Below are 25,916 nucleotides of genomic sequence, written 5' to 3' on the forward strand. Positions count from 1 at the left end.
ACACGCCGAACATGGCGAGCAACCAGATCACGTGCCCCCATTGCGGAACCGTCTTCACCGTCGATCAGGCCAACTACGCCGAAATCGCGCAGCAGGTGCGCAGTCGAGAGTTCACAACCGAGCTGCACGCCCGCCTCGACGAAGCCGAGAAGCTCAAAGCCGCTGAGATCGCAAAGGCCCTGGCCAACGCCGCCCAACAGTCCCAGCAGGCAGTGACGAAGAAGGACACGGAGATTCAGAAGCTCCAGGGTCAGCTGAAATCGGCCGGCACCGAACGGGATCTTGCGGTCACAAAGGCTGTTGCGGCGACCGAGAGGCAGCTCGCCGAAGCGCGGAACAAACTCGCGCTGCAGTCCGCCGAACAGCAACTCAGGGACGCCACGCTCAGGGAGTCTCACGCAAACGAGCTCGCGCTCAAGGACGAGCTCATCGAGCGCTACAAGGACGTGAAGGCGAAGCTCTCGGTCAAGCTGCTCGGTGAGACCCTTGAACAGCACTGTGAGGTCGAGTTCAACCGCATCCGGTCGCTCGCCTTTCCGAACGCGACGTTCGGCAAGGACAACGACGCGTCGGCCGGGACCAAGGGTGACTACGTCTTCCGCGACTTCGACGACGAGGGTGCCGAGTACATCTCGATCATGTTCGAGATGAAGAACCGAGCCGACACTTCGTCGACCCGCAGGAAGAACGCCGACTTCTTCGCCAAGCTCGACAAGGACCGCCGCGACAAAGGCTGCGAGTACGCGGTGCTCGTGACGATGCTCGAGGAGGACTCCGAGCTCTACGCCGGTATCACTGATGTCTCGCACGAGTACCCGAAGATGTTCGTCGTTCGCCCGCAGTTCTTCCTGTCGACCATCGGGCTGATTCGCAACGCCGCACAGGAAACGATCCTCGTGAAGGCCGAGCTCGAGCACGTGAAGAAACAGCACATCGACATCACCGAGTTCGAGTCCGAGCTGGAGGCCTTCAAGTCGGCCTTCGGCCGCAACTACGACCTCGCCAGTCGCAAGTTCGGCCAGGCCATCAAAGACATTGACCTCGCGATCGAGAAGCTCCAGAAGGTCAAGGAAGGCCTGATCGGCTCCGAGAACAACCTCCGCCTCGCGAACGACAAGGCGACTGCCCTCACCGTCAAGAAGCTGACGAAGGGCAACCCGACCATGCAGGCCAAGTTCGCCGAGCTCGAAGCCGGGACGACGCCGGACTCCACTGGCCCGGCCTGAGGCATCACGGGCGGCACGACCCGGATCCGTGGAGATCCGGGCTGCCCTGCCCGCCGTACACACCTACGCCTGAAGGAGGAACACCATGACGAACCGCGCTCGACGAGTCGACTCAAAACTCACTGAAGCGCCCTGGGTTCGATGAAGACTCGAGCTGTTCGATTCCGACTGGCAGATTGCGGTCGTTGGGGCAGCGCAGAACGCGTTCTCGAACTCGCTCGCGCGCGTCTCGCAGCAGGTGCCCGGACGCTTCGTCGTGACGCTCTCGCTCATCACGCTCGGCGGTGTGCTCGGCCTCGTGCTGTTCATCACGATCCTCCACGGCGGCAAGCTGCCCGAGGCCTTCACCGAGCTGACCGGCCGGCAGGCGCTCGTCCTCGTGCTCGCGGGGTGCGCGAACGGCGTCGCGCTCGTGAGCATCACGGTCGCGGTGCGCTACACCACCGTCACGACGGTCTCGATGCTCAACGCGCTCGTCATCGTGTTCGGTGTGCTGTTCGGCAGGTGGTTCTTCGCCGAACCGATCACCGCGACGCTCGTGATCGGGAGCGCATGCATCCTCGCGGGCGTGGTGATCGGACAGATCCGGTGGCGGCGGCGGGATTCCTCGACCCTCGTGCGTCGCACCGATGGGGCATGACGGGAGCGGACGACCCGCACCGGGCCGACTCCACCCGCGCGAGCCTCCATCGGCTCAGCGGTGCGTCCCCACCGTCGCGCGTTCCGCGTCCGGCGTGGTCACGGTCGCACGGCGCGCGCCGAGCCGTGTGAGGAGCTTCGCGACCTCGACGAGCAGGAACACGCCGACGGCGAAGACGGCGGTGAGCAGCCACCCCTCGATGCCGATCGGCTTCGTCCCGAACCACGCGTTCATGAACGGCAGGTACGTGAACGCGAGCTGCAGCGCGATGAGCGCCGCGGCCGAGCCCCAGATCGCCGGGTTGCCGCGCAACACGCGCGGCGTGAGCGACGAGGAGTTCAGGAATCGGCAGTTGAGCAGGAACGCGAGCTGCCCGATCGCGAGCATGAGCACGGCCGTCGTCTGCGCGAGCTGCACGTCACCCGTCCGAGCCCGCTCGATGAGGTACACCGCGAGTGTCACGCCGCCGAGCACGACCGACGCGAACAGCACGACGACGAGCGCGCGTGACGACAGCACCTGCTCCGACGAGGAACGCGGCGGCCGCTTCATGATCCCCGGCTCGGCCGGCTCGCCCGCGAGCGAGAGCGACAGTGTGAGGGCCGTCGCGAGATTGATCCAGAGGATCTGGACGGGCGTGAGGGGGAGCGCGAGCCCGGCGAGGACGGCGACGAGGACGACGAGCGACTGGGCGCCGTTCGTCGGCAGCAGGAAGACGACCGACTTGCGGATGTTGTCGTAGATGCGCCGCCCCTCCTCGACGGCGCGCTCGATCGTCGCGAAGTTGTCGTCGGCGAGGACGATGTCGGCGGCCTCCTTCGTGGCCTCGGTGCCCTTGACGCCCATCGCGACGCCGACGTCGGCACGCGTGATCGACGGCGCGTCGTTCACGCCGTCACCGGTCATCGCCACGACCTCGCCGCGGGATTGCAGGGCCCGCACGATGCGGAGCTTGTGTTCGGGCGAGGTGCGCGCGTAGACGTCCACGTCGCGTGCCACGTGCGCGAGCTCCTCGTCGCTCATCGCCGTGAGCTCGGCGCCGCTCAGGACGGGGACCTCGCCCCGCTCCGGTGCGAGACCGAGTTCGCGGGCGATCGCGGTCGCGGTGCCGCGGTGGTCACCCGTGATCATCTTGACCCGGATGCCCGCGCCGTGCGCCTCGGCGATCGCGGCGGTCGCCTCGGGACGGGGCGGATCGACGATGCCGACGACCCCGAGGAACGTGAGACCGTCGTCCACCTCCTCGAGCGTCAGGGTGTCGTCGTCGTCGGACGCTCCGCGCACGGCGACGGCGAGCACACGCAGGCCGCGCGCCGAGAGTTCGTCGATGCGCCCGTCCCACGCGGCACGGTCGAGGGCGACGAGTTCCCCCGCGGAGGTGCGCTCGTGCGCCGAGCGGTCGAGGAGCCGGTCGGGCGCACCGACGACGTGCACGATCCGGCGTGGCCCGTCGTCGCCGGGCAGCTCGTCGAGCGTCGCGGCGAACTTGTGCGACGACTCGAACGGCACCGCGGCGATGCGTCGCGCACCGCGGGTGTCGGCGCCGGCCTTGTCGGCGAGGAGGCGCAGCGCCCCCTCGGTCGGCTGCCCGACGACGCGCCAGCCGTCACCGTCCCGTTCGACCGATGCGTCGTTGCACAGCGTCGCCGCGACGACGAGCGCATCGAGGTCGGGGTGATCCGCAGCGTCGGCGGCGGCACCGTCGACCGTCGTGATCGCGCCCTCCGGGGCGTAGCCGGTGCCCGTGACGGCGTAGGAGCCCGACGGCGTGACGACGGCCCGCGCCGTCATCTCGTTCTGTGTGAGCGTGCCGGTCTTGTCGGAGCAGATCGTCGTGGTCGACCCGAGCGTCTCGACGGCCGCCATCTTGCGCGTGATCGCCCGCCGTTTCGCCATCTGCTGCACGCCGAGGGCGAGGGTGATGGTCACGAGGGCGGGCAGGCCCTCGGGCACCGCGGCGACCGCGAAGCCGATGGCGGCCGAGATGAGGTCCTCGAGGCCGAGGCCGTGCACGAAGTACCCGACGAGCAGCATGACGAGCGCGAGCCCGGCGATGAGGATCGAGAGCTGACCGCCGAGTCGTGCGAGCTGGCGGGCGAGGGGCGTGTCCATCTCGTCCTGCTCGGCGACGAGGGCCGAGATGCGGCCGATCGCGGTGTCCGAGCCGATCGCGACGACGACGCCCTCACCCGTGCCGGCGGTGGCGATCGTGCCGGAGAACAGCATCGAGCTGCGGTCGCCGAGACCCGCGTCGGCCTGGACCGCGTCCGGGCCCTTGTCCGCCGCGAGCGATTCGCCCGTGAGCGCCGACTCGTCGACCTGCAGGCCGTGAGCATCGAGGAGCCGCACATCGGCGGGCACCCGGTCGCCGCTGCGCACGCGCACGACGTCGCCGACGACGAGTTCCGCCGCATCGACGACGCCCCACGTGCCGTCGCGCAGCACCTTCGCGTCGAGCGACTGCATGCGCCGCAGCCCGGCGAGCGCCGACGTGGCGCGGCCCTCCTGGACGAAGCCGACGAGGCCCGTCGCGACGATCACGACGACGATGACGGTGAAGTCGACCCAATCGGCCGTGATGGCCTTGAGGACGGCGGCACCGATGAGGATGTAGGTGAGGACGTCGTTGTACTGGCTCAACAGACGGCGGACGAGCGAGGGCCTCGGCGGCTCGGGCAGTTCGTTGCGGCCGTCGCGCCCGAGACGCTCGGTCGCCTCCGTGCCGGTGAGGCCGGCCGGGGCCGAGCGGAACTCCAGGAGCACCTCGTCGCTCGGTGCCGCCCAGGGAGTGTCCCGGACGAGTGGTGCGTCGGACGGTCGATCGGTCGTCGCCATGCGTGTGCGTCGCTCCAGTCGCGGACGGGTTGCGCCGCGTCGCGGACCCTTCGTGGGGGCCTGCCTCAATCGTATCGACGGCCGTCGGGCGGGCGTTCGGCGCGTCCCAGGGAGGGGTGAGGCGCGCGTGGTCGTGGCGGTGGCGCGTCGGCACTTCCGTGACGGCGGCGGCGTATCGGTGGTGACGTGACGGTGGTGACGTGACGGCGGTGTCGCGGCGGCGGTGTCGCGGTGGTCGATCCGGTGAGGGGTTTGCCGACCGGACCGATGACACGTACCATACTGTACCGTCCGGACGGTTTTTGTTCGGTGAAAGGACGAGCAGCATGAGTACCGCGGCGATCCCCGTGATCACCTCCCCCAACCGGAACGCGACCGGCACCCCCGACGGCCACGACCCCGACGCGGCGCCGGCGACGACGCGCACCTGGCTCGGCCTCGGCGTGCTCGTCCTCGCGGTGTTCATCATCTGCATCGACGCGACCGTGCTCGACCTCGCGATCCCCGCGATCTCGAACGCGCTCGCACCGACGTCGACGCAATTGCTCTGGATCATCGACGTCTACAGCTTCATCGTCGCGGGCCTGCTCGTGACGATGGGGACGCTCGGTGACCGCATCGGGCGTCGCAAGCTCCTGCTCATCGGCGCCGCGGGCTTCGGTGCCGCGTCGGCGCTCGCGGCCTGGTCGACGAGTGCCGAGATGCTCATCCTCGCGCGGGCGCTGCTCGGTGTCGCGGGCGCGACGCTCATGCCGTCGACTCTCGGGCTCATCCGCTCGATGTTCCCGATCGCCCGTCAGCGGACGACCGCGATCGGTATCTGGGCGGCCATGTCCGGCGCGGGAACGGCCATGGGGCCGCTCGTCGGCGGCTGGCTGCTCGAGCACTTCTGGTGGGGCTCCGTCTTCGTCGTCAACCTGCCCGTCATGGCCGCGCTCCTCGTGCTCGGGCCGATCTTCATCGTCGAATCGCGCAACCCGAACCCCGGACGCTTCGACCTGCTCAGCTCGGTCCTCTCGATCGTCGCGATCGTGGGCGTCGTGTACGCGATCAAGGAGTGCGCGGCGCACGGAATCGAAGCCGTGCCCGTCGCCGTGGGGCTCGTCGGGCTCGTCGTCGGATGGTGGTTCGTTCGTCGTCAGCGCCGCCTCGACGAACCGATGCTCGATCTGCAGCTCTTCCGTCTCCCCGCCTTCTCCGCGGGCGTCCTCACGAACCTGCTCTCGATGTTCGCGTTCGCCGGCATCATCTTCTTCGGCTCGCAGTACCTGCAGACCGTCCTCGGGTTCGGTCCGCTCGGGGCGGGCTTCCTCATGCTTCCCGGTATGGCCGCGAGCATCGTCGCGTCGCTCACGGCGGGGTCGCTCGCGCGCAGGCTCGGGGTCGGTGTGGCGATCCCGCTCGCGCTCGTGACCGCGGCGGCCGGAGCGCTCGTCCTCCTGCTCACCGGGGTGCACTCGGGCGAGACGGCGTTCCTCATCGGCTACGTGCTGCTCGGCAGCGGGGTCGGTGTCATCACGACGATCACCTCGGATCTCGTCGTCGGGACCGCGCCCGCCCATCGTGCGTCGAACGCGTCGGGTGTCTCGGAGATGGGATACGAGCTCGGTATCGCGCTCGGTGTCGCGGTGCTCGGCAGCGTGCTCATGGGGCTGTACCGTCAGGCGCTCGACGTCTCGATGCTCGACCCCGAGCAGGCCGCCGCCGCGCGCGAGACGGTGAGTGGCGCGATGCACGTCGCGAGCGAGGACGGTGGTGCGCTCGGTGCGGCGCTGCACGAGTCCGCGGCGTCCGCGTTCGTCGGTGGCATGCACGCGGCGTCGATCGCGACCGCGGTGACCCTCGTCGTCGCGGCCGTCGTCTCGGTCGTGCTGCTCCGTCGCGGGCGCGTCTGAGGCGCGACCGCGAACCACTGCGTCGGCTTCCCGTGCCCCGGGTGGTCCGTGCCGTGCCGGGTGGTCTTCGCTGTGCCCGGGGATCCTCGCCGTGCCCGGGTGGTCCTCGGCGTGGGTCATGACCCGAGGCGCGTCGGGGCGCGTCGGAACTGAGGCTGCGGCGCCTCACTGCCGTGACGCGACCCTCGACGTATACCCCGAGGGGGTATATCCTGTCGATATGTCCGATCGACACGATGAGCACGACGAGCGCACCGACCCGCAGCGTACGTCCGGCGACGGGGAGCGGGCCGAGCACGAGGTTCGCGGGACGGCCGACGCGCACGCGGGACGCGAGGCGCCCCCGACGACCGGTGGGGGACACCACGCGGAGCGCGAACAGGGAGCATCTCCCGACGCCCACGCCGATCGAGGACACGGCATGGTGGGGATGCATACGGGGCACGACATGAGCGGCCACGGTGGTCACGACATGGCGGGCATGCACACGGGGCACGACATGAGCGGCCACGGTGGCCACGACATGGCAGGCATGCACGGCGGCCACGCGCACCACGTCGCGCAGTTCCGACGCCTGTTCTGGATCATGCTCGTCATCGCGGTGCCCGTCGTCGCGTTCAGCCCCATGTTCGCCTCCCTCATCGGCTACTCGCTACCCCACGACGGTCCGGTGACGTGGATCTCACCCGTGCTCGGCACGGTCATGTTCGTGTGGGGTGGTCGCCCGTTCCTCACCGGTGCGTGGCAGGAGATCCGGGCGCGTGCGCCGGGCATGATGCTCCTCATCGGGCTCGCGATCACGGTCGCGTTCGTCGCCTCGTGGGGTGCGAGCCTCGGCCTGCTCGACCACGAGCTCGACTTCTGGTGGGAGCTCGCGCTCCTCGTGGTCATCATGTTGCTCGGGCACTGGATCGAGATGCGCGCGATCATGCAGAGTTCCTCCGCGCTCGATTCGCTCGCGTCGCTCCTGCCCGACACGGCGGAGCGTGTCGAGGGCGACCGGATCGTCGAGGTCGCGCCCGATGCGCTGCGCGTCGGCGACGTCGTCGTCGTCCGGCCGGGCGCGACGGTGCCCGCCGACGGGCGGATCGTCGACGGTCGCGCGGACCTCGACGAGTCGATCGTCACGGGCGAGTCCGTCCCCGTCGAACGCGGTGTCGGCGACCGGGTCGTCGCGGGAACGGTCGCGACCGACTCGGGGCTCCGCGTCGAGGTGACGGCGACGGGCGACGACACGGCGCTCGCGGGCATCCGCCGACTCGTCGCCGAGGCGCAGTCGTCGCCATCGCGCGCACAGCGGCTCGCCGACACGGCGGCGGGATGGCTCTTCTGGTTCGCGCTCGGTTCGGCCGTCGTGACCGCGATCGTGTGGTCGCTCGTCGGGCAGCCCGACGACGCGGTCGTGCGCACGATCACCGTGCTCGTGATCGCCTGCCCGCACGCGCTCGGCCTCGCGATCCCGCTCGTCGTCTCGATCGCGACGGAGCGTGCGGCGCGCGGTGGCGTGCTCGTCACCGATCGACTCGCGCTCGAACGCATGCGCGACGTCGACGCCGTGCTCATGGACAAGACGGGTACCCTCACGCGCGGCGAGCCGGCCGTGATCGAGGTCGCCACCGTCGACGGACAGGATCGGGATCGCGTGCTCGCGATCGCCGCCGCCGCCGAACAGGACAGCGAGCACCCGCTCGCTCGAGCCATCGTGCGTGCCGCGCAGGAGCACGAGCTCGAGGTGCCGGCATCGAGCGGGTTCACCTCCTCGCCCGCCGAGGGCGTGCGCGCGACGGTCGACGGACACACGGTCGCGGTGGGCGGCCCGGCGCTGCTCGCCACGGCGGGCGCGTCGGAACTCCCGGTCGCGGACGAGTGGCGTCCCACGGGCGCGATCATCCTGCACGTGCTCGAGGACGGCCGCCCGGTCGGGGCCCTCCGGCTCGCCGACGAGATCCGTCCCGAATCGCGCGAGGCGGTCGATGCGCTGCACGCCCTGGGCCTGCAGGTCGTCATGATCACGGGCGATGCGCAGGCCGTCGCCGACGCCGTCGCCGAGCAGCTCGGTATCGACCGCGTCTTCGCGGGCGTGCGGCCCGAGGACAAGTCGGCCAAGGTCACGCAGCTGCAGCAGGAGGGGCGCGTCGTCGCGATGGTCGGCGACGGCGTCAACGACGCCCCGGCGCTCGCGACGGCCGACGTCGGGATCGCGATCGGCGCGGGCTCGGACGTCGCGATCGCGTCGGCCGGGGTCGTGCTCGCGAGCTCCGACCCTCGCTCGGTGCTCTCGGTCGTCGAGCTGTCGCGCGCGACGTACCGGAAGATGACCCAGAACCTCTGGTGGGCGGCGGGTTACAACCTGCTGTCCGTGCCGCTCGCAGCGGGCGTGCTCGCGCCGATCGGTTTCGTGCTCCCCATGAGTGTCGGCGCGATCCTCATGTCGCTCTCGACCGTCGTCGTCGCACTCAACGCCCAGCTCCTGCGCCGGCTCGACCTCTCACCGGCGGCGAGCGTGAAGCGCATCCTCGGCCGCTGAGGCGCGCTGCGTCGCGGCGTGAGCACGCCCGGTACAGCGGTCGATCGACGCGCGACGCGCCGGCATCGAACGGGCGTCGATCGGCCGCGAGCCGCAGCAGCCCGTACCGTGTCGATCGGCCGCGAGCCGGTTCAGCCCGTGCGGTCGGGCACCGAGGAGAGCAGGCGCTCGATCACGCGGCGGTTGAGCTCGGGGTTGGGGGCGTCGAGCCCGATGATCTGCCCGAGGTAGATGCCGTCGCCCGTGAGGCGGACGATCTCCGCGAGCACCGGGTCGCCGAGCTCGGCGAGCAGGCGCTCGTCGTAGGCGCGCATGATCCTCGTCAGCTCGTCGCCGACGCGCTCGTACTGGCCGTCGGCGCTGCGCATGACCGCGAGGATCGAACGCGCGATGTGCACGTCGCTGTCGGGCTCCTCGCTCGCGGGCAGCAGGTACCACTCGGCGATCGACGTGCCCTCGGCCTGCGCGCGCGCGAACTGCTCCTCGACGCGCTCCCCGAGCCGTTCGACCGCACCGACGAGCAGCGCCTCCTTGCCGGGGAAGTGATACAGCAGGCCGCCCTTCGAGACGCCCGCCTCCGCCGCGACGGCCTCGAGCGTGATGCCCGCGTTGCCACCGCTCAGCAGCAGCGTCTCGAGCGCATCGAGGATGCGGTCTCTCGTGCCTGCAGCCATGGCGGCATTCTACCGGCGCGTCGACGCGAACCCCCGGTGTGACGGCCGAGGTCGGGACGGGACCGCGCGGATGCGCTCGGGTCGTAGGCTGTCCCGGTGGCCGACGATCGACGCGAGGCGAACCTCACCCAGGTGGTCGTCATCGCACTCCTCCCGGCGCTCGTCTTCGCGATCGGCGAGGGGGCGATCCTGCCCGTCATCCCGACCGTCGCCGGCTCGCTCGGTGCCGGGATCGAACTGGCCGGGTTCGTCGCCGGGTCGATCATGATCGGCCAGGTGCTCGGCGACATCCCGGCGGGGCCCGTCGTGGCGCGCGTGGGCGAGAAGCGCGCCATGCTCGGCTCCGCGGTCGTCTCGATCGCGGGCGTCCTGCTGTGCGTGAGCGCCGTGTCGACGTGGATGCTCCTCGCGGGCGTGCTCGTCGTCGGCTTCTCCGCGTCGACGTTCAACCTCGCTCGGCACGCGTTCCTCACGAGTTACGTCCCCGTCCGCTACCGCGCCCGCGCGCTCTCGACCCTCGGCGGCGTCTTCCGTGCCGGCCAGTTCATCGGCCCCTTCATCACGGCCGCCGTCATCGCGCTCACGGGCATCGCGCAGCACGCGTTCTGGATCTGCGCGATCGTCGGCGTCGTCGTCATCGGCGTGCTGCTGTTCGCCCCCGACGTCGAGAAGACGACACGGCCCGAACCGCGGACGAGCCGCTCCGCGCCCGCGAAGACGAACGTGTGGTCGACCGTGCTCGCGAACCGGCGCGTGCTCGTCCGGCTCGGGACGGGCACGGGCCTCATCGCACTGCTGCGCGGCGCCCGCACGGTCGTCCTCCCGCTGTGGGCGTTCTCGATCGGCCTGGACGCCGCGACCACGGCGCTCGTGATCGGCATCGCGGGCGGCATCGACTTCGCCCTGTTCTTCGTCTCCGGTTGGGTGATGGACCGCTACGGCCGAGCCTGGACCGCCGTTCCCTCGATGCTCGGGATGGGTGTGGGACTCCTCGCGCTCGCCTTCACGCACGATCTCGCATCGGCCGCATGGTGGTTCGTCGCGCTCGCGATCGCGACGGGCCTCGCGAACGGCATCGGCTCGGGCATCATCATGACCCTCGGGGCCGATCTCGCTCCGCGCGACGCCCCCGCACCCTTCCTCGGGGCATGGCACATCATCACCGACGGGGCGAGCGCGGCCGTGCCGTTCATCGTCGCCGGGCTGACGCTCGCCTTCGCGCTGCCGGCCGCGGTGGGGGTGCTCGGCGTGCTCGGGCTCGTCGGGGCGGCGATCATGGGCCGCTACATCCCCGTGTTCGTGCCGCCTCCCGAACGGCGCTGAGCGACGGGCGTCGCCCGACGACCTCGCCGTCCGCACCCGTCCTCGCTCGGAGGCCCACGGTAGGTTGGTGCCATGCCGACGGAGACGCCGACGTCCGACTCCCACCGCACCGCCTCCGCACGCGAGCGCGCGATCGCCCCGGACCTGGCTCGCGGGCTCATGCTCCTGCTCATCGCGCTCGCGAACGTCAGCTGGTTCCTCTACGACCGCCCCGTCGCCATGACGAGCGCCCACGAGCTCGGGGCGGACGGGCTCGATCTCGTGTGGCAGTCGATCGCGATCATCGCGATCGACGGGCGCAGCTATCCGCTGTTCGCGTTCCTCTTCGGGTACGGCATCTGGCAGCTGTACTCGCGACAGCTCGCGCAGGGGCGCGACGAGCGCGATGCGAGGCGACTCCTCCAGCGCCGCCACCTCTGGCTCGTCGCCTTCGGTTTCGTCAACGCGGCGCTCCTCTGGTACGGCGACATCCTCGGTGCGTACGGCCTCGTCGGGCTCGTCGTCGTATGGCTCTTCCTGCGCCGGCGCACCACGACGCTCCTCGTATGGTGCGCGGCGGTCACGGCCGCGATCGCGGCCTTCGCGATGCTCTCGCACGTGGGCGGCATCCTCACGCCCGCCGACGCGGTCGGCACCATCGAGCCGTCGACGAACCCGTCAGCGGTCGCGTCCTATCCGGAATCGCTCGTGGACCGACTGCTCCTCTGGCTCCCGTTGACGTTCCTGCAGGGCATCTTCGGCGGCGTCGTGCCGGTCGCGCTCCTGCTCGGGATCGTCGCCGCCCGCAGCCGCATCCTCGAGGAGCCCGTGGCACACCGCGCCCTCCTCGCGCGGACGGCCCTGATCGGCATTCCCATCGGCTGGATCGGTGGACTCCCCGCCCTGCTGCTGCAGGCGGGCGTGTGGGACGTCATGCCGTGGACCGCGGCGGGGACGAGCATGCTGACGGGCCTGTTCGGCGGTATCGGCTACGCGGCGCTGTTCGGACTCGTCGCCGCACGGTTCACATCGGACCGGCGGCCCGGTCCCGTCGCGGGAGCGCTCGTCGCGGTCGGCAAGCGATCGCTCTCGATGTACCTGTTGCAGTCGGTCCTGTTCGCGATCCCGCTGTGCGCGTGGGGTTTCGGGCTCGGCGCCGTGCTGCCGCAGTGGCAGGCCGCGCTCTACGCGGTCGGCGTGTGGCTCGTCGGGCTCGTGATCGCGGCGCTCCTCGAACGCGCGGGAGCCCGCGGCCCTGCAGAACGCCTGCTCAGGCGACTCGCCTACCGCCCGGACGACCGGACGGCGACGCCCGTCTCGTGACCGCCGTCGCAGCGGCGCGCGATCACATCGTGTCGAGGTAGTCGAGCAGCACGCCCTCGCGCATCGCCCACGGCGAGACGTCGAGTTCCGCGATGTCGAACGCGTCCATGACCTCGCACAGGACGACCCCACCGGCGACGATCTGGAACGTCCGATCTGCCGTGATGCCGGGCAGCGCGGGACGCGCGTCCGCGGTGAGGCGCGCGAGACGCGGCACCCAGTCGTCGAGCTGCCAGCGGCGGAGCGTGACGCGATCGTTCGGGCCGATGCCGTCGACGACCGAGCCCGCGAGACGCGCGAGCGAACGGATCGTCTTCGAGGAACCGACGTACTGATCGGCCCGCTTCGAACCGTTGAACTCCTTCGCGGCCTCGCGCGTGAGCTTCCGGGCGTGCGCGCGCAGCCGGTCGAGCTCGTCCTCGAGCGGCGGATCGTGCTTGAGGAACTCCATCGTCGTCCGCCCCGCACCGAGCGGGATGGACAGCGCGACGTCCGGCATCTCGTCCCGGCCCGACGCGAGTTCGAGCGAGCCGCCGCCGATGTCGACGAGCATGATGCGCCCCGCGGCCCAGCCGAACCAGCGGCGGACGGCGAGGAACGTGGTGCGGGCCTCGCCCGCGCCCGTCATGACGTGCAGGTCGATGCCCGCCTCGGTGCGGATGCGCTCCAGGAGCTCCGGTCCGTTCTTCGCCTCCCGCAGCGCGCTCGTCGCGAGCGGCAGCAACTCGTCGAGCGAGGCGGACTCGATGAGCTCCGCCGCCTCGTGCATCGTGCGCATGATGACCTCGACGCCCTCGTCGGAGATCGAACCGTCGGGCTGCAGGTAGCGCATGAGCCGCAGGACGCGCTTCTCGGACGACTCCGGCACGGGGCGCGCGCCCCGGTGGGCGTCGACGACGATGAGATGGACCGTGTTCGAACCGACGTCGAGGACTCCCAGGCGCATGCGTTCAGCGTAGTGGCGTCGGGGTGCGCGCGGTCGCGGGCGTACGATGAGCGGATGCCCTCCGTGACCATCCGCCCGGCGACCACCGCTGACGTCGTCGCCATCCACGGGCTCATCCGCCGCCTCGTCGAGGGCGGTGTCCTCCTCCGCAAGGACCTCGTCGTCCTGTACGAGGCCGTCCAGGAGTTCCGGGTGGCGGAGGACGAGAACGGGGTCATCGTCGGGTGCGGAGCGCTCCACGTGCTGTGGGCCGACCTCGGCGAGGTGCGCACGATCGCGACGGCCGACGAGGTGCGGGGACAGGGCGTCGGTCACCTCCTCCTCGAGCGGCTCATCGCCGACTCCCGCCGCCTCGGGCTCGAGCGCCTGTTCTGCCTGACGTTCGAGACCCACTTCTTCGGCCGCCACGGGTTCGTGGCGATCGAGGAGGAGATCGTCGACCGCGAGACCTACGAGCAGATGATGCTCTCGCCCGACGAGGGTGTCGCGGAGTTCCTCGACCTCGCGCACGTGAAGCCGAATACGCTCGGCAACACGCGCATGCTGCTCGATCTGCGGACGCTCCCCGTCGAGCACGCCGCGGGCTGAGCCCGCGCGCGGTCGACGCCGGACGCGTGGCGCGCGGATCGTCCTCGTCATCCGGGCGTCCTCACACGGATCGGTCGCTGATTTCGCCGGTGGTTCGGAGGAATTCTCGAGCTTCGATCCGGCTCGATCGAACCGTTTCGGACCCGCGGCGTTCACGTCGAGTTCACGGTTCGGCGCGCGCGTCGTCCGACGCTCGGGTTAGCGTGACCGGACGCCCCGACCGGGAAAGGTGCCCAATCGACATGTCCCGCTCCACGCCACTCGTCCTCGCCGCCGCCGCGGCATTCGCGCTCGCGGGGGGCACGCTCGCCGCGCCGCTCGCGGCCCAGGCCTCGACGGCAGGTGACGACGTCGTCATCAACGAGGTCTACGCCGCCGGCGGTTCGTCGGGCGCCCCCTTCACCCACAAGTTCGTCGAGCTCTACAACCCGACGGCCGCCGACATCGACGTGTCCGGCTGGAGCGTGCAGTACCGCTCGGCCACCGGAGAGGGCAACCCGTCGGGCGTCGGCGCACTGAACGGGGTCGTCCCCGCGGGCGGTCACTACCTCGTGCAGCTCGGCTCGAACGGCTCGACGGGTGCGGCGCTGCCCACGCCCGACGCGGTCACCTCGCTCAACCCGTCCGCGACGAGCGGCACGATCCTCCTCGTGCGCGGCGCGACCGCGCTCAACCCGGGCACGGGCGACGTGCGCGGTGCCGACGGCGTCGTCGACCTCGTGGGATACGGCACGAGCAACACCTTCGAGACGGCCCCGGCCGCGGGGCTCGGCGGCACGGGCGACCAGCGCTCGACCCAGCGCACCGACGGGCTCGACACGGACGACAACTCGGTCGACTTCACGCGCGCGGCCCCCTCGCCCGAGGGAACGGGCGGCGGCGCCACGACGCCGACGAGCACCACCACACCGACGACGACTCCGAGCGTTCCCGCCGACGTCACCGTGATCCGCGACATCCAGGGCACGGGCGACGCGTCACCCCTCGTCGGGCAGACCGTCACGACCGAGGGCGTCGTGACGGCCGTGTACGCGAGCGGTGGGCTCGACGGCTTCAACATCCAGGAGCCCGGCGCGGTCGACCCGACGTCGCACACGGCCTCGACCGGCCTGTTCGTCTACGCGCCCTCGCTCGTCGCGGGTGTGAAGGTCGGCGACAGCGTCCGAGTGTCCGGGCCCGTGAGCGAGTACTACGGTTCGACGCAGATCACGGCGACGACGGTGGCCGCCACGGCCGCGCCGCTCGCCGCGGTCGAGCCGACGTCGGTCGCGTGGCCCGAGACGGACGCCGAACGCGAGGTGTGGGAGGGCATGCTCGTCACGCCCGCCGGTGACGTGACGGTCGCCGACAACTTCAGCCTCAACGGCTACGGCGAGATCGGGCTCACGACCGGTGGGCCGCTCGTGAACCCGACCGAGGTCGGCGCCCCCGGCAGTGCAGAGGCCGAGGCGCAGGTCGCGTACAACAACGCCCACTCGGTGCTGCTCGACGACGGACAGACCACGAACTACCTCCGCATCGTCGACGGGCGCATCCCGAACGGCAGCATCCCGCTGCCCTACCTCACGCTCGAGACGCCCGTCACCGTGGGCGCTCCCGTCACGTTCACGAAGCCGGTCGTCGTGCACTACTCGCGCGAGAACTTCCGCTTCCAGCCGCAGGTGCCGCTCACGGGCGAGAACCCGACGGACTCGCCCGCGACGTTCGGTGACGTGCGGACGGCGGCGCCCGAGGACGTCGGCGGCGACATCACGCTCGGCACGTTCAACGTGCTGAACTTCTTCACCGAGCTCGGCACCGACTACTGCACCGCGTCGCAGAACTACCAGGACCGCGATGGCGAGCCCGTCACGGCGAACGGCTGCCTCCCGCGCGGTGCATGGGACTCGGCCGACTTCGAGCGGCAGAAGGCGAAGATCGTCGCCGCGATCACGGCCCTCGATGCCGACATCGTCTCGCTCGAGGAGATCGAGAACTCGAGCAGGTTCGGGAAGGACCGCGACACGGCACTCGCGGCCCTCGTCGCGGCACTCAACGAGGCCGCCGGCTCCGAGGAGTGGGCGTTCGTCCCGTCACCCGCCGCCGTCCCGGCGAGCGGTGACGACGTCATCCGTACGGCGTTCATCTACAAGCCCGCCACGGTCGCCCTCGACGGGGACTCGACGATTCTCGACGACCCCGCGTTCGCGAACGCCCGGGCGCCGCTCTCGCAGGGCTTCATCGACCGGGCGAGCGGTGAGCCGTTCATCGTGATCGTGAACCACTTCAAGTCGAAGGGCGGCTCGGGGACGGGCGACAACGAGGACCGCGACGACGCCGTCGGCCCCGCGTCGGCCGTGGGCGGCTGGAACGGCGACCGCACGCGCCAGGCACAGGCGCTCGCGGCCTTCGCGCAGGCAGAGCAGACGGCGCGGGGCAACGACCGCGTCTTCCTCGTGGGCGACTTCAACTCGTACGCGAAGGAGACGCCGATCACGACGCTCACTGACGCCGGCTTCCACAACCTCGGTGAGCTGACGGCCGGTGAGTACTCCTACCTCTTCGAGGGGCGTGTCGGGTCGCTCGACCACGTGCTCGCGAGCCCCGGTGCGGTCGAGTTCGTGACCGGTGCCGACATCTGGACGATCAACGCCTACGAGTCGGTCGCGCTGGAGTACTCGCGCTACAACTACAACGTGACGCCGCTGTACGCGCCCGACGCCTACCGGTCCTCCGACCACAACCCGAAGGTCGTCGGTCTCGGTTTCGCGCCCGAGCCGACGGGTGAGCCCGAGCCGACGGGTGAGCCCACGCCGACGGGTGAGCCGACGCCGACGGACGGCACGCCCGCGCCGACGAGCACGTCGGTGACCCCGCCGACCGACTCGACGCCGGGTGCAGGCCCGGGCGCCACGACGCCGGGTGAGGCGTCGCCCGGCGGGCTCGCCTCGACGGGTGGCGAATTCGACGCCCTGTGGGTGTGGATCGTGGGCGTCGTTCTCGTCGCCGGTGGGGCGGCGACGCTCGCGCTGCGACGTCGGGACGCGTAACGATCCCGCGACCCGGCGGGGTCGGCCCGGCACCGTCCGCCGACTGCCGCCGGGCCGCGACGACATGGCGGCCGGGGAGGCGCACCGTGAACCACGGTGCGCCTCCCCGGCCGTTGCGCGAGCACTTCGTACCCTTGGCGCATGAGCGAGCGCCCGAGCCAGGCCGTCTACCGACGGCGTCGCCTCGTCGTGCTCCTCGCGGCAATCGTGGTCGTCGCCCTCGTCTGGTGGGGGATCGCCGCACTCGTGGGCGGTGGCGACTCGACGTCGCCGACGGCCGAGACGAGCCCGCCCACCGGCATCCGCACGGTCGAGCCGACGGCACCCGCGACGACGTCGACGCCGACGCCGACGCCGACCGGTCCGGTGGCGTGTACGACGGCCGAGGTCGCCGTTACCGCGCTGACGGACGCGGCCGAGTACGCGGCCGACGTGCAGCCGCAGCTGTCGCTCAAGATCACGAACACCTCGGCGGCACCGTGCACGATCGACGTCGGGACGGCGGCACAGGTGTACACGATCACGAGCGGCTCGGACACGATCTGGACCTCGACGGACTGCCAGACCGACGGCGTCAATGAGGTCGTGGCACTGCAGCCCGGACAGGAACTGCAGGCGCCGAACATCACGTGGGTGCGGGAGCGCTCGACGCCGGACACGTGCGAGGGGGAGCGTCCCGCCGCCGTCGCCGGGGGAGCGAGCTACCAACTCACGGTCTCGATCGGTGGGCTCGGGTCGGAGCCGACGCCGTTCGTCCTGCTCTGATCGCGGTCGGTGGCCGAGGCGTCCGAGCGCGTCCGCTGACACCGACGCCGGACATCCGCCGGAGCCGGAGCCGGAGCGCGCGCCCACGCCCACGCCCGCATCGTCCGGTTCCGGTCCGCACCACGTCGAGATGTGTCGTTTCCGACATTCGATGCATCCGGTGTGTCGCGGCCGCGTGACCCCGCGTCGAGTCGGCGCGTTCCGCGCGGGCAGCGGCGTGTCCGGGTGTCCGCGAAGCTGGGAACTCGACACGCCGAGAACGAGTTCAAAGCTGATGGATTCCTGATGTTCACCTGACATCTCGCCTTACGTGAGACAGTGGGTGACGTCCTGTCGTCGATCCCAGGAGCTTCCGTGAAGCCGTTCACTCGAGTCGCACTGACGTCGGTGGGAGCCGCAGTCGCCGGCTCCGCACTCGCCATCTCGTCCCTCGCCGCACCCGCGTTCGCCACCGTCGAATCGCCCAACATCATCGAGCCGACGCCCGGTTCCACGCAGATCAACATCGTCGGATTCAACGACTTCCACGGCCGCATCCTCGACGGCGAGCGCTTCGCGGCGACGCTGCTGCAGGCGCAGCAGGGCTTCGGTGAGGACGGCAGCCTCGTCATCTCGAACGGTGACGCGGTCGGCGCCTCGATCTTCGAGTCGCAGATCCTGGAGGACCAGCCGGCGATCGACATCCTCAACCAGGTGGGTGTCGACTCGTTCACGCAGGGCAACCACGAGTTCGACCGCGGTCTCGACGATGCGGCCGGTCGCCTGCAGAACGCGACGAACGGTCCCGACCTCGCGGCGAACGTCACGAAGGCGGACGGCAGCAAGCCGTTCGACGAGTACGCGCTGTTCACCATCAACGGTGTGACGGTCGCCGTCGTCGGCGCCGTGACGCAGGAGACGCCCTCGCTCGTCTCGCCCGACGGCATCGCGGGCCTGACGTTCGGCGACCCGGTCGCAGCCGTCAACGACGTGGCGGCTCGCCTGTCGGACGGCAACCCCGACAACGGTGAGGCGCAGGTCATCATCGCGTCGTACCACGAGGGCGGCCCGTCCTCGAACGTGCCGATCGAGACGAACCTCGCGAACGAGACGTTCCGGCACCTGACCGAGGACACGAGCGCCGACGTCGACGCGATCTACAACGCGCACACGCACCAGACGTACGCGTACGACGCGCCCATCGGTGACACGACGCGCCCCGTGATCCAGGCCGGCTCCTACGGGGCCAACATCGGCCAGGTCGTGCTCACGGTCGACGCCGCCGGCAAGGTGACGGCATCGGCGAGCTCGGTCGTGCCGACGCTCGCGGCGACCGCGATCCCGGAGGCGCTCAAGAACGATCCTCGCATCGTCGAGATCCGTCGCATCGTCGAGGACGCGAAGGCCCGGGCGGACGTGCTCGGCCAGGAGGTCATCGGCACGCAGACGGGTGACATCACTCGCGCCAAGCAGTACGAGCCCGGTTCGCTCACGGTCGACCCGGCGACGGGCGTCACGTCGGGTGGCACGGTCACGAACCAGGACGACCGAGCGAACGCGAGCTCGCTCGGCGACATGGTCGCGCAGTCGATGGTCGAGTCCGTCAACGGCACGGGCCGCTTCGAGGCCGACCTGTCGATCATGAACCCGGGCGGCCTGCGCGCCGACCTGATCGACGACGACGGCAAGGTCACCTACAAGGAGGCCGCGACGGTCCTGCCGTTCGCGAACAACCTCTCGGTCGCGACCGTCTCGGGCGCCACGCTCAAGCAGGTTCTCGAGCAGCAGTGGCAGACGAACCCGGACGGCACGGTTCCGTCGCGTGCGTACCTGCAGCTCGGCCTCTCGGACGCGTTCACCTACACGTTCGACTCGTCGCGTGCCGCGGGCGACCGCATCACGGGCATGTACCTGAACGACCTGCCGATCGACCCGGCCGCCGAGTACCACGTCGCACTGCCGACCTTCCTCGCGGCGGGCGGCGACAACTTCCGCGCGCTGACCGAGGCGACGAGCGTCCAGGACACGGGCCTCATCGACCTCGACGCGTTCGTCGACTGGGTGAAGGCCGAGTCGGCCACGGAGTCGCGTGACGTCGACGCGCCCACGGGGCTCGTGCCCGACACGCGTCGCAACGGCATCGAGATCGGTGGCTACCCGTTCGACGCGCCCGTCGCGTGCGGCGACTCGGTCACGCTGTCGCTCAGCGGCTTCGACCTCGCGTCGCTCGGGTACATCCAGAACTCGACGGTCAGGGCCTCCACGGGTGTCGTCGACAACACCGGCACCGAGTCGATCGTGACGCTCGGCGAGGCGCCCGTCCTCGTGGACGCGCCGAACAAGGCCGAGCTGACGCTCACGATCCCGGAGGACTTCGCGACCGACACGTTCGACGTGCTCGTCGACGCGGCTCCGTCGGGCTCGTACGCGATTATCCAGGTCCTCGTCACGTGCGACACCGGTTCGGTGCCGCCCACGACGAACGCGCCGGAGCCGACGACGTCGACGCCCGCGACCACGCCGCCCGTCGCGGACGACGGTTCGCTCGCGAACACCGGCGCGGACGCGAACGCGCTCGTCGGTGGCCTCGTCGCCGCGATCGTCGCGCTCCTGCTCGGTGGAACGGTGATCATCGTCCGCCGCCTGCGGATGCGCGGTGAGTAGGTGAGCAGACGAACGGTCTGACGCGGACGGCGTCCCTCCTCCGGGAGGGGCGCCGTCCGCGTTCACGTCGGTGTTCTCGTGTTCGGTCGCACGAGGAGGGCCGCGTCGCTCGCGGACGGCAACGAGGCGCGGGGCTCAACGATCACGAGCCCGGCGGCACCGTTGTCGCGGCCTCGACCCGGGCCGCCGCAGTGCGTTCGTCGGTGGACAGCGAGGTGAGCCGTTCCTCGCCGCGTTCGCGTTTCGCGTTCGGGTTCTCGTGCGCAGGCGGGCGGACGCATCGTGTGATGCTGGTGCCGCGCCACGAGCAGTTTCTCGGCGCTGTCTCACCTTCGACGTCGTCCTTGTGACCGCCCGTGAGGTGCGTCGTGGCACGCGACTCCGCGGCCCCGTGCGCTGCGCAGAAAGCCGGGTTGTTGCTACCGAGCCCCGGGCTCGGTAGCAACAACCCGGCTTTCTTGAGGCTCGCGGGCGCCGGTGGGCCGTGTCCGGTCTCGATGGCTCCCGTGACCACCGTGTGGGCGGTCGTTGGATCGTCCATGAGAGTGGGTATGGACCTTCGCGAGTCCGACGGCATGCCCGCCTCCTCGGCCCGGAGCCGCCTTGCGTTCCGCAGCCGACCGTGAGGTGCGCCGTCGTGGGCTCCGGTGGTCGTGCGCGCCTCGCCCGAGCGAGATCACCCACCCGGCTTCGTTGGTCGATCGGTTTGTCCGTCGGTGGTGATGGGGTGTGGGTATGAACGATCACGAGCTCGTCGGTGCCGCCGGCCCGGCCCCGGCCCCGGACGCGACCGCGCGTCCCGCGACCGGCGGCCACGTGCGCCGTTTCGCGATCTCGGGATCGTGCCTGCCAGGCCCCGGGGCATCATCCATCCGGCTCGGCCGACCAATTGTCTTGTCCGTGGGCGGTGATGGGGTGTGGGTATGAACGATCACGAGCTCGTCGGCACCGCCGCCGCGGCCGCCGTCGCGCGTCCCGCTGCCGGTGGTGACGCGCGCCGTGGCGCGTCGTCGTGGTCGAGTTCGCTGCCGCTGGTCGACATCAGCCTCACCGTTCTCGATACCGACACCAATCCCGTTCCTGGGCCGGGTCGGATTGTCCGAGGGTGGTGATGGAGTGTGGGTATGAACGATCACGAGCCCGACGGCACCAGCGCCGCACCGGCCCCGGCCTCGGATGCCGTCTCGCGTCCCGCGGCCGGCGGTGAAGCGCGCCGGCGGCCGCGTGGGCAGGCGCGTCTCGCGCCGCACATTGCGTTCATGATGCGTCTGCAACACCTCGATGGCATTGGTGCCCACGACGAAGCCTTCGATTTGGCGCTCGACGCGGTCCGTGCCGAGGACAAGCTCATCGCGAAGGCTGAAGCGCGCCGCGCGGAGTTGCTCGCGTTCATTCACGAAGCCACCCTCGCCAGTGCTCGGGAGGAGTTTCCCGGGAGCGATGATGCGGTGGTGACGGCGATGCGTGAGCGCACCGCCGAGCTCGCGCTGGCGACCAGCCGGTCAGAGCCGGTCGTGTCGCGTGAGCTCGGCGAGAGCCTCATGCTTCGCGACGCGTTCCCCGACACGGAAGGAATGCTCCGGGACGGGCACCTCTCGCTCGCGCACGTGCGCGTGATCCTCGCGGAAGGACGACGCCTCCCCGACGACGACGCCCGCAAAGCGTACGAACGTGCCGTGGTGCACGGGGCCTCGCGGGAGACGCCCGCCAGGTTGCGGGCTCGCGCGAGGCGCGCAGCGCAGACGCTCATGCGGGAGAGCCTCGACGAGCGGCACAAGATCGCGCGCGAACAGCGCGGGGTGCGGGTCGTGCACGAGGACGACGGCATGAGCCGACTCGAAGCACACATCCCCACCCTCCTCGGCGCGGCAATGCTCGACCGCCTCACCGAACAGGCCAAAGCCCTCACCGGGCCGGACGAACCCCGCACCCACGATCAGATCCGCGCCGACCTGCTGTGCGAACTCGTCCTCACCAGCGACCCCGCGGACGGGTGCGGGTCACCGCACGGCGCGGCCGGCGGCATCAACGCGCGCGTCGCGATCACCGTCCCGGTGCTCTCGCTCCTCGATGGCGGCGACGACCCCGCACTGCTCGACGGGGTGGTGCCGGTTCCGGTGGAGCAGGCGCGGGAACTCGCCTCTCGTGCGCCCTCGTTCCTGCGCGTGCTGACCGACCCGATCACGGGCGTCGCTCGCGAGAGCGACACCCGCTTCCCGACCACGGCACAGCGCGAGTTCCTGCGCGTGCGGGACGGGCACTGCCGCTTCCCCGGCTGCACCCGCCCCGCCAGGCGGTGCGATATCGACCACACCATCGCGGTCACCGACGGCGGCACGTCCTCGCTGGGGAACATGGCGCACCTGTGCCGCCGACACCACACGTTCAAGCACGCCACCCGCTGGCGAGTCGAACAGCAGGAGCCGGGGCGGTTGGTGTGGTTCTCGCCGAACGGCGACCGGTACAGCGACCGACCCGTTCCCATCGGGCCGAGGTTCCGACCTTCCTGGGCATACCACCACGACGACGAACACGACCACCCGCCAGACGAAGACGGCCACCCGCCAGACGGAGGCAACCACCCGGCACGGCCTGCGGGGCTCGTTCGCGCGCTCGACACCTCCGAACACTCGATCGCGCCCACCATTCGACCGGTCACCGAACGGCCACGCACGAGCATGGAAGCGGAGTTCGAGTTCGACCCCGAGCTCGAGACCTCTCCCTGCCCGGAATCCGTGGACGCGCGTCCGAGTGCTCACGGCCGACTCGGCACCTACAGGCCACGGCGGAGTCGGGCGAGAACTGATGCCGGAGCCGACGGCGGGAACGATCCACCACCTTTCTGAAGCGAGCGGATCAAGGGACGGTGGACGGACCGGACTGCGATTCCTGGTGTCCTGAATCCCTGGCCCAGGCGATCGACCAGCCACTGTTCGAGACTTGACCGGACGGGAGCGTCGGGTGGCAGAACCGGTCATGGGCCGGGCGCACCGCGCGGCCGAGCCGGTTGTTACGTGCGCGAGGCCGGCGCACGGTCGGCGACAGAATCGGGCTGCTCGCCCCGCGTGCGCCCGTAGCCCGCGACCACGAGGACCATCGAGGCGAGCACGACGACCGCGATCGTGCGCAACGCGGGCCCCAGGCCATCGACGAGTTGCGTGTGGCCGGCGAGGACCGTAGCCGTGATCGCCACGCCGAGCGCTGCACCGAGCTCGCGAGCCGTGGTGCTGAGCCCCGAACCGAGCCCCGATTGATGCGGCGGGAGCGAGGTGACCACACCGATCGTCAGCGCCGGCATCGACAGCCCCGTGTCCATCGAGATGACGAGGATCCAGCACGCGTACACCCAGTAGGGGGTGTCGGCGCCGATCGTGGATGCACCGAGCAGGCCGAGCCCGATGAGCGTCAGGCCGCCGCCGATCACCGCACGCGGGTACGCCGCCCACCGCGTCGCCAGCCGTTGCGAGATGGCCATCCCCGCCGGGAGCGGCAGGATCGCGATACCGGCCAGGGCGGGCCCGAACCCGAGGACGCCCTGCAGGAACTGCGAGTTGACGAAGAACAGTGCGAACAGGCCGAAGAAGCCCGCCGCCGTCCCGAGACAGGCGGCGTCCAGCCGTGCCGAACGGAAGATCCGCACATCGAGCAGCGGCGCCTTCGAACGGAGCGCGTGGAACGCGAAGAGGACGAACAGCAGCGCTCCGAGCGTGAACGCGCCGATGATCCGGGCCGACGTCCAGCCGTAGGGCTGGCCCTCGATGATGCCGTACAGGATCGCGAACAGTCCGCCCGTGACGAGCAGCGTTCCGAGCAGATCCGGCCGCACGCCCTGGGAGCGCTCGGTGCGGGGGACCACGAGGGCGACCGTCACGACCAAGAGCACCGCGAGAACGATCAGGACGCCGAACAACCAGCGCCAGTCGAGGTACTCCCCGATCAGCCCACCGCCGAGATTCCCCACGGCACCGCCCAGCCCCAGCGCGAGCGTCCACGCGGCGAGGGCGCCGGTGCGCCGCTCCGGCGTCGCGAGCTGCATGATGATCGACAGCGTGGCCGGCGTCAGGAGGGCGGCGCCCGCGCCGGACACCGCGCGACCCGCGATGAGTACCCCGGCGTCACCGGCGAGCGCACTGATCGCCGCACCGATCGCGAACAGGGCGAGCCCGCCCAACAGCGCCCCCTTGCGACCGTACCGGTCACCGAGCGCACCGGCCGGGATGAGCAGGCTCGCGAAGACGATGACGTACGCATCGACCGTCCACAGGATCTCGGTCGACGACGGATGGATGGTCGATGCCGCCAATTGCGGGATCAACAGGTTGATGGCGGCGACGACGCTCTGCGCGACGAGCACGCAGGCGCACAGAGTGAGCAGCACGGGACGGTTCATGGCCGTCACGCTATGGTCGACCTGACATGCATTCCAGTGCAATCTTTGCAGGGAGTCATTGCGTATGACGCAATCGCTTGATCTGAACCTCCTCGTCGCCCTCGACGTGCTGCTGGAGGAGCAGAGCGTGCAGGGCGCCGCGCGACGACTGCACCTCTCGGACCCGGCGATGAGCCGCACGCTGGGGCGCATCCGTACGGCACTCGGTGACCCGGTGCTCGTCCGCGCCGGACGCCACATGGTGCCGACACCACGCGCACTCGCCGTGCGAGCCGAGGTGAGCGCCGTCGTCGAGCGAGCACGGGCCGTGTTCTCGTCCGGCGTCGACCTCGACCTGCGGGCCGCCCGTCGCACCTTCACGATCGTCGCGAACGACCTGCTCGCGGCACTGCACGGTGCCGCGCTCATGGAACGCATCGCCGGTGAGGCTCCGGGAATCCGCCTGCGGTTCCTGTCCGAGACGCTGCCCGATGCCCCGCTCCTGAGGCAGGGGACCGCCGACCTCGAGGTCGGCGACATCGACACCACCGACCCGGAGGTGCACGTCGAGGAGCTGTTCGCGGACCGCATGCTGGGCGTCGTCCGCGCGGGACATCCGCTTCTGACGGGGAAGATCACGCCGCGGCGCTTCGCCGAGGGCGGGCGTCACCTCATCGTCTCGCGTCGGGGGCGGCTTTGCGGGCCGATCGACGAGGCGCTCGCCGACCTCGGGCTCGCTCGTGACACGGTGGCGAGCGTCGGAACCTACCCGTCCTCGCTCTTCGTCGTTCGAGATTCGGATCTCATCGGATTGGTGGGGCGTTCGTCACGATCGCTCGCCGAGGCGCTCGGGCTCGTCGTGTTCGAGATCCCACTGCCGCTGCCGACGATCCGCGTGGGCCTCGCGTGGCACCCACGACACGACGCCGACCCCGTCCACGACTGGCTGCGTCGCTGCGTTCGAGAGGTCGTGCGCCCTGGTGAGCAATGATGCGGGACGAGCGATGATGCGAGACGAGCGATGACGCGTATGTGGCGCTGACGTGCGGCGAGCGCCCGTCCCTGATCGTGGGACCGGTGTTGTGACCCCTCGGTGACATTCGGCGGATCGATCGTCGGCGAAGGCGAGTGTCTGGCGTCCACTTCCGCGTCCG

General features: G+C 70.5%; 17 protein-coding genes. 12 read left to right on the plus strand and 5 right to left on the minus strand.

Annotated features, from left to right (window positions below):
- Both HNR16_RS00005 and HNR16_RS00010 read left to right on the plus strand, forming a co-directional pair.
- Positions 1 to 1,226: DUF2130 domain-containing protein (locus HNR16_RS00005; protein ID WP_338109136.1), on the plus strand; the 1,226-nt coding region annotated here is incomplete at its 5' end.
- A gap of 175 nt (positions 1,227 to 1,401) precedes the next feature.
- Complete coding sequence (locus HNR16_RS00010) at positions 1,402 to 1,866, plus strand: EamA family transporter (RefSeq protein ID WP_476748406.1); 465 nt, start codon at positions 1,402 to 1,404, stop codon at positions 1,864 to 1,866.
- Positions 1,867 to 1,920: 54 nt separating this feature from the next.
- Here HNR16_RS00010 and HNR16_RS00015 read toward each other — a convergent pair whose 3' ends face one another.
- Positions 1,921 to 4,701 (minus strand): cation-translocating P-type ATPase, encoded by a 2,781-nt coding sequence (locus HNR16_RS00015; RefSeq protein ID WP_158041916.1) that lies wholly within the window; start codon positions 4,699 to 4,701, stop codon positions 1,921 to 1,923.
- A 326-nt stretch (positions 4,702 to 5,027) separates the two neighbouring features.
- Here HNR16_RS00015 and HNR16_RS00020 point away from each other — a divergent pair, with 326 nt between their 5' ends.
- Positions 5,028 to 6,596 carry an MFS transporter gene (locus HNR16_RS00020; RefSeq protein ID WP_158041915.1) on the plus strand — a complete coding sequence of 523 codons (1,569 nt, stop codon included), beginning with the start codon at positions 5,028 to 5,030 and terminating at the stop codon, positions 6,594 to 6,596.
- A 220-nt stretch (positions 6,597 to 6,816) separates the two neighbouring features.
- Positions 6,817 to 9,123, plus strand: coding sequence for a heavy metal translocating P-type ATPase (locus HNR16_RS00025; RefSeq protein WP_377700769.1), 2,307 nt, complete (start codon positions 6,817 to 6,819; stop codon positions 9,121 to 9,123).
- A 131-nt stretch (positions 9,124 to 9,254) separates the two neighbouring features.
- Here HNR16_RS00025 and HNR16_RS00030 read toward each other — a convergent pair whose 3' ends face one another.
- The gene (locus tag HNR16_RS00030) at positions 9,255 to 9,797 is read right to left on the minus strand and encodes a TetR/AcrR family transcriptional regulator (RefSeq protein ID WP_158041914.1); all 543 of its coding nucleotides are present in this window, start codon (positions 9,795 to 9,797) and stop codon (positions 9,255 to 9,257) included.
- A gap of 96 nt (positions 9,798 to 9,893) precedes the next feature.
- On the opposite strand from HNR16_RS00030, the gene HNR16_RS00035 reads away from it, so the two are divergent.
- Together HNR16_RS00035 and HNR16_RS00040 are read left to right on the plus strand one after the other, a co-directional pair.
- A complete protein-coding gene (locus HNR16_RS00035) occupies positions 9,894 to 11,120 on the plus strand; it encodes an MFS transporter (RefSeq protein WP_158041913.1) in 1,227 nt (408 codons plus the stop codon).
- A gap of 72 nt (positions 11,121 to 11,192) precedes the next feature.
- The gene (locus HNR16_RS00040) at positions 11,193 to 12,422 is read left to right on the plus strand and encodes a DUF418 domain-containing protein (RefSeq protein ID WP_158041912.1); all 1,230 of its coding nucleotides are present in this window, start codon (positions 11,193 to 11,195) and stop codon (positions 12,420 to 12,422) included.
- A gap of 22 nt (positions 12,423 to 12,444) precedes the next feature.
- On the opposite strand, the gene HNR16_RS00045 is transcribed toward HNR16_RS00040, so the two are convergent.
- Positions 12,445 to 13,368 (minus strand): Ppx/GppA phosphatase family protein, encoded by a 924-nt coding sequence (locus HNR16_RS00045; RefSeq protein ID WP_158041911.1) that lies wholly within the window; start codon positions 13,366 to 13,368, stop codon positions 12,445 to 12,447.
- Between the two features lie 54 nt (positions 13,369 to 13,422).
- Between HNR16_RS00045 and HNR16_RS00050 the strand changes: the two genes are divergently transcribed.
- The 4 genes from HNR16_RS00050 to HNR16_RS00065 all read left to right on the plus strand — a co-directional run bounded on the left by HNR16_RS00050 (position 13,423) and on the right by HNR16_RS00065 (position 20,393).
- Positions 13,423 to 13,956 carry an amino-acid N-acetyltransferase gene (locus tag HNR16_RS00050; protein WP_158041910.1) on the plus strand — a complete coding sequence of 178 codons (534 nt, stop codon included), beginning with the start codon at positions 13,423 to 13,425 and terminating at the stop codon, positions 13,954 to 13,956.
- Between the two features lie 242 nt (positions 13,957 to 14,198).
- The gene (locus tag HNR16_RS00055) at positions 14,199 to 16,985 is read left to right on the plus strand and encodes an ExeM/NucH family extracellular endonuclease (RefSeq protein ID WP_158041909.1); all 2,787 of its coding nucleotides are present in this window, start codon (positions 14,199 to 14,201) and stop codon (positions 16,983 to 16,985) included.
- Between the two features lie 141 nt (positions 16,986 to 17,126).
- A complete protein-coding gene (locus HNR16_RS00060; RefSeq protein WP_158041908.1) occupies positions 17,127 to 17,750 on the plus strand; it encodes a hypothetical protein in 624 nt (207 codons plus the stop codon).
- Positions 17,751 to 18,104: 354 nt separating this feature from the next.
- Positions 18,105 to 20,393, plus strand: a complete 2,289-nt coding sequence (locus HNR16_RS00065) for a bifunctional metallophosphatase/5'-nucleotidase (protein ID WP_179558015.1) — start codon at positions 18,105 to 18,107, stop codon at positions 20,391 to 20,393.
- Positions 20,394 to 21,136: 743 nt separating this feature from the next.
- On the opposite strand, the gene HNR16_RS18685 is transcribed toward HNR16_RS00065, so the two are convergent.
- Complete coding sequence (locus HNR16_RS18685) at positions 21,137 to 21,790, minus strand: hypothetical protein (RefSeq protein ID WP_225737978.1); 654 nt, start codon at positions 21,788 to 21,790, stop codon at positions 21,137 to 21,139.
- Between HNR16_RS18685 and HNR16_RS00070 the strand changes: the two genes are divergently transcribed.
- Entirely contained in the window at positions 21,773 to 23,239 is a 1,467-nt protein-coding gene (locus HNR16_RS00070; RefSeq protein ID WP_338109179.1) for an HNH endonuclease signature motif containing protein, read from the plus strand. The two genes, HNR16_RS18685 and HNR16_RS00070, sit on opposite strands and share 18 nt — an antisense overlap.
- Before the next feature lie 164 nt (positions 23,240 to 23,403).
- On the opposite strand, the gene HNR16_RS00075 is transcribed toward HNR16_RS00070, so the two are convergent.
- Positions 23,404 to 24,783, minus strand: coding sequence for an MFS transporter (locus HNR16_RS00075; protein ID WP_158041904.1), 1,380 nt, complete (start codon positions 24,781 to 24,783; stop codon positions 23,404 to 23,406).
- A 64-nt stretch (positions 24,784 to 24,847) separates the two neighbouring features.
- On the opposite strand from HNR16_RS00075, the gene HNR16_RS00080 reads away from it, so the two are divergent.
- A complete protein-coding gene (locus HNR16_RS00080; RefSeq protein WP_158041903.1) occupies positions 24,848 to 25,753 on the plus strand; it encodes a LysR family transcriptional regulator in 906 nt (301 codons plus the stop codon).
- Positions 25,754 to 25,916 lie beyond the last annotated feature (163 nt).

This window comes from Pseudoclavibacter chungangensis (assembly GCF_013410545.1).
In the GTDB taxonomy this organism is placed as follows: Bacteria; Actinomycetota; Actinomycetes; order Actinomycetales; family Microbacteriaceae; genus Pseudoclavibacter; species Pseudoclavibacter chungangensis.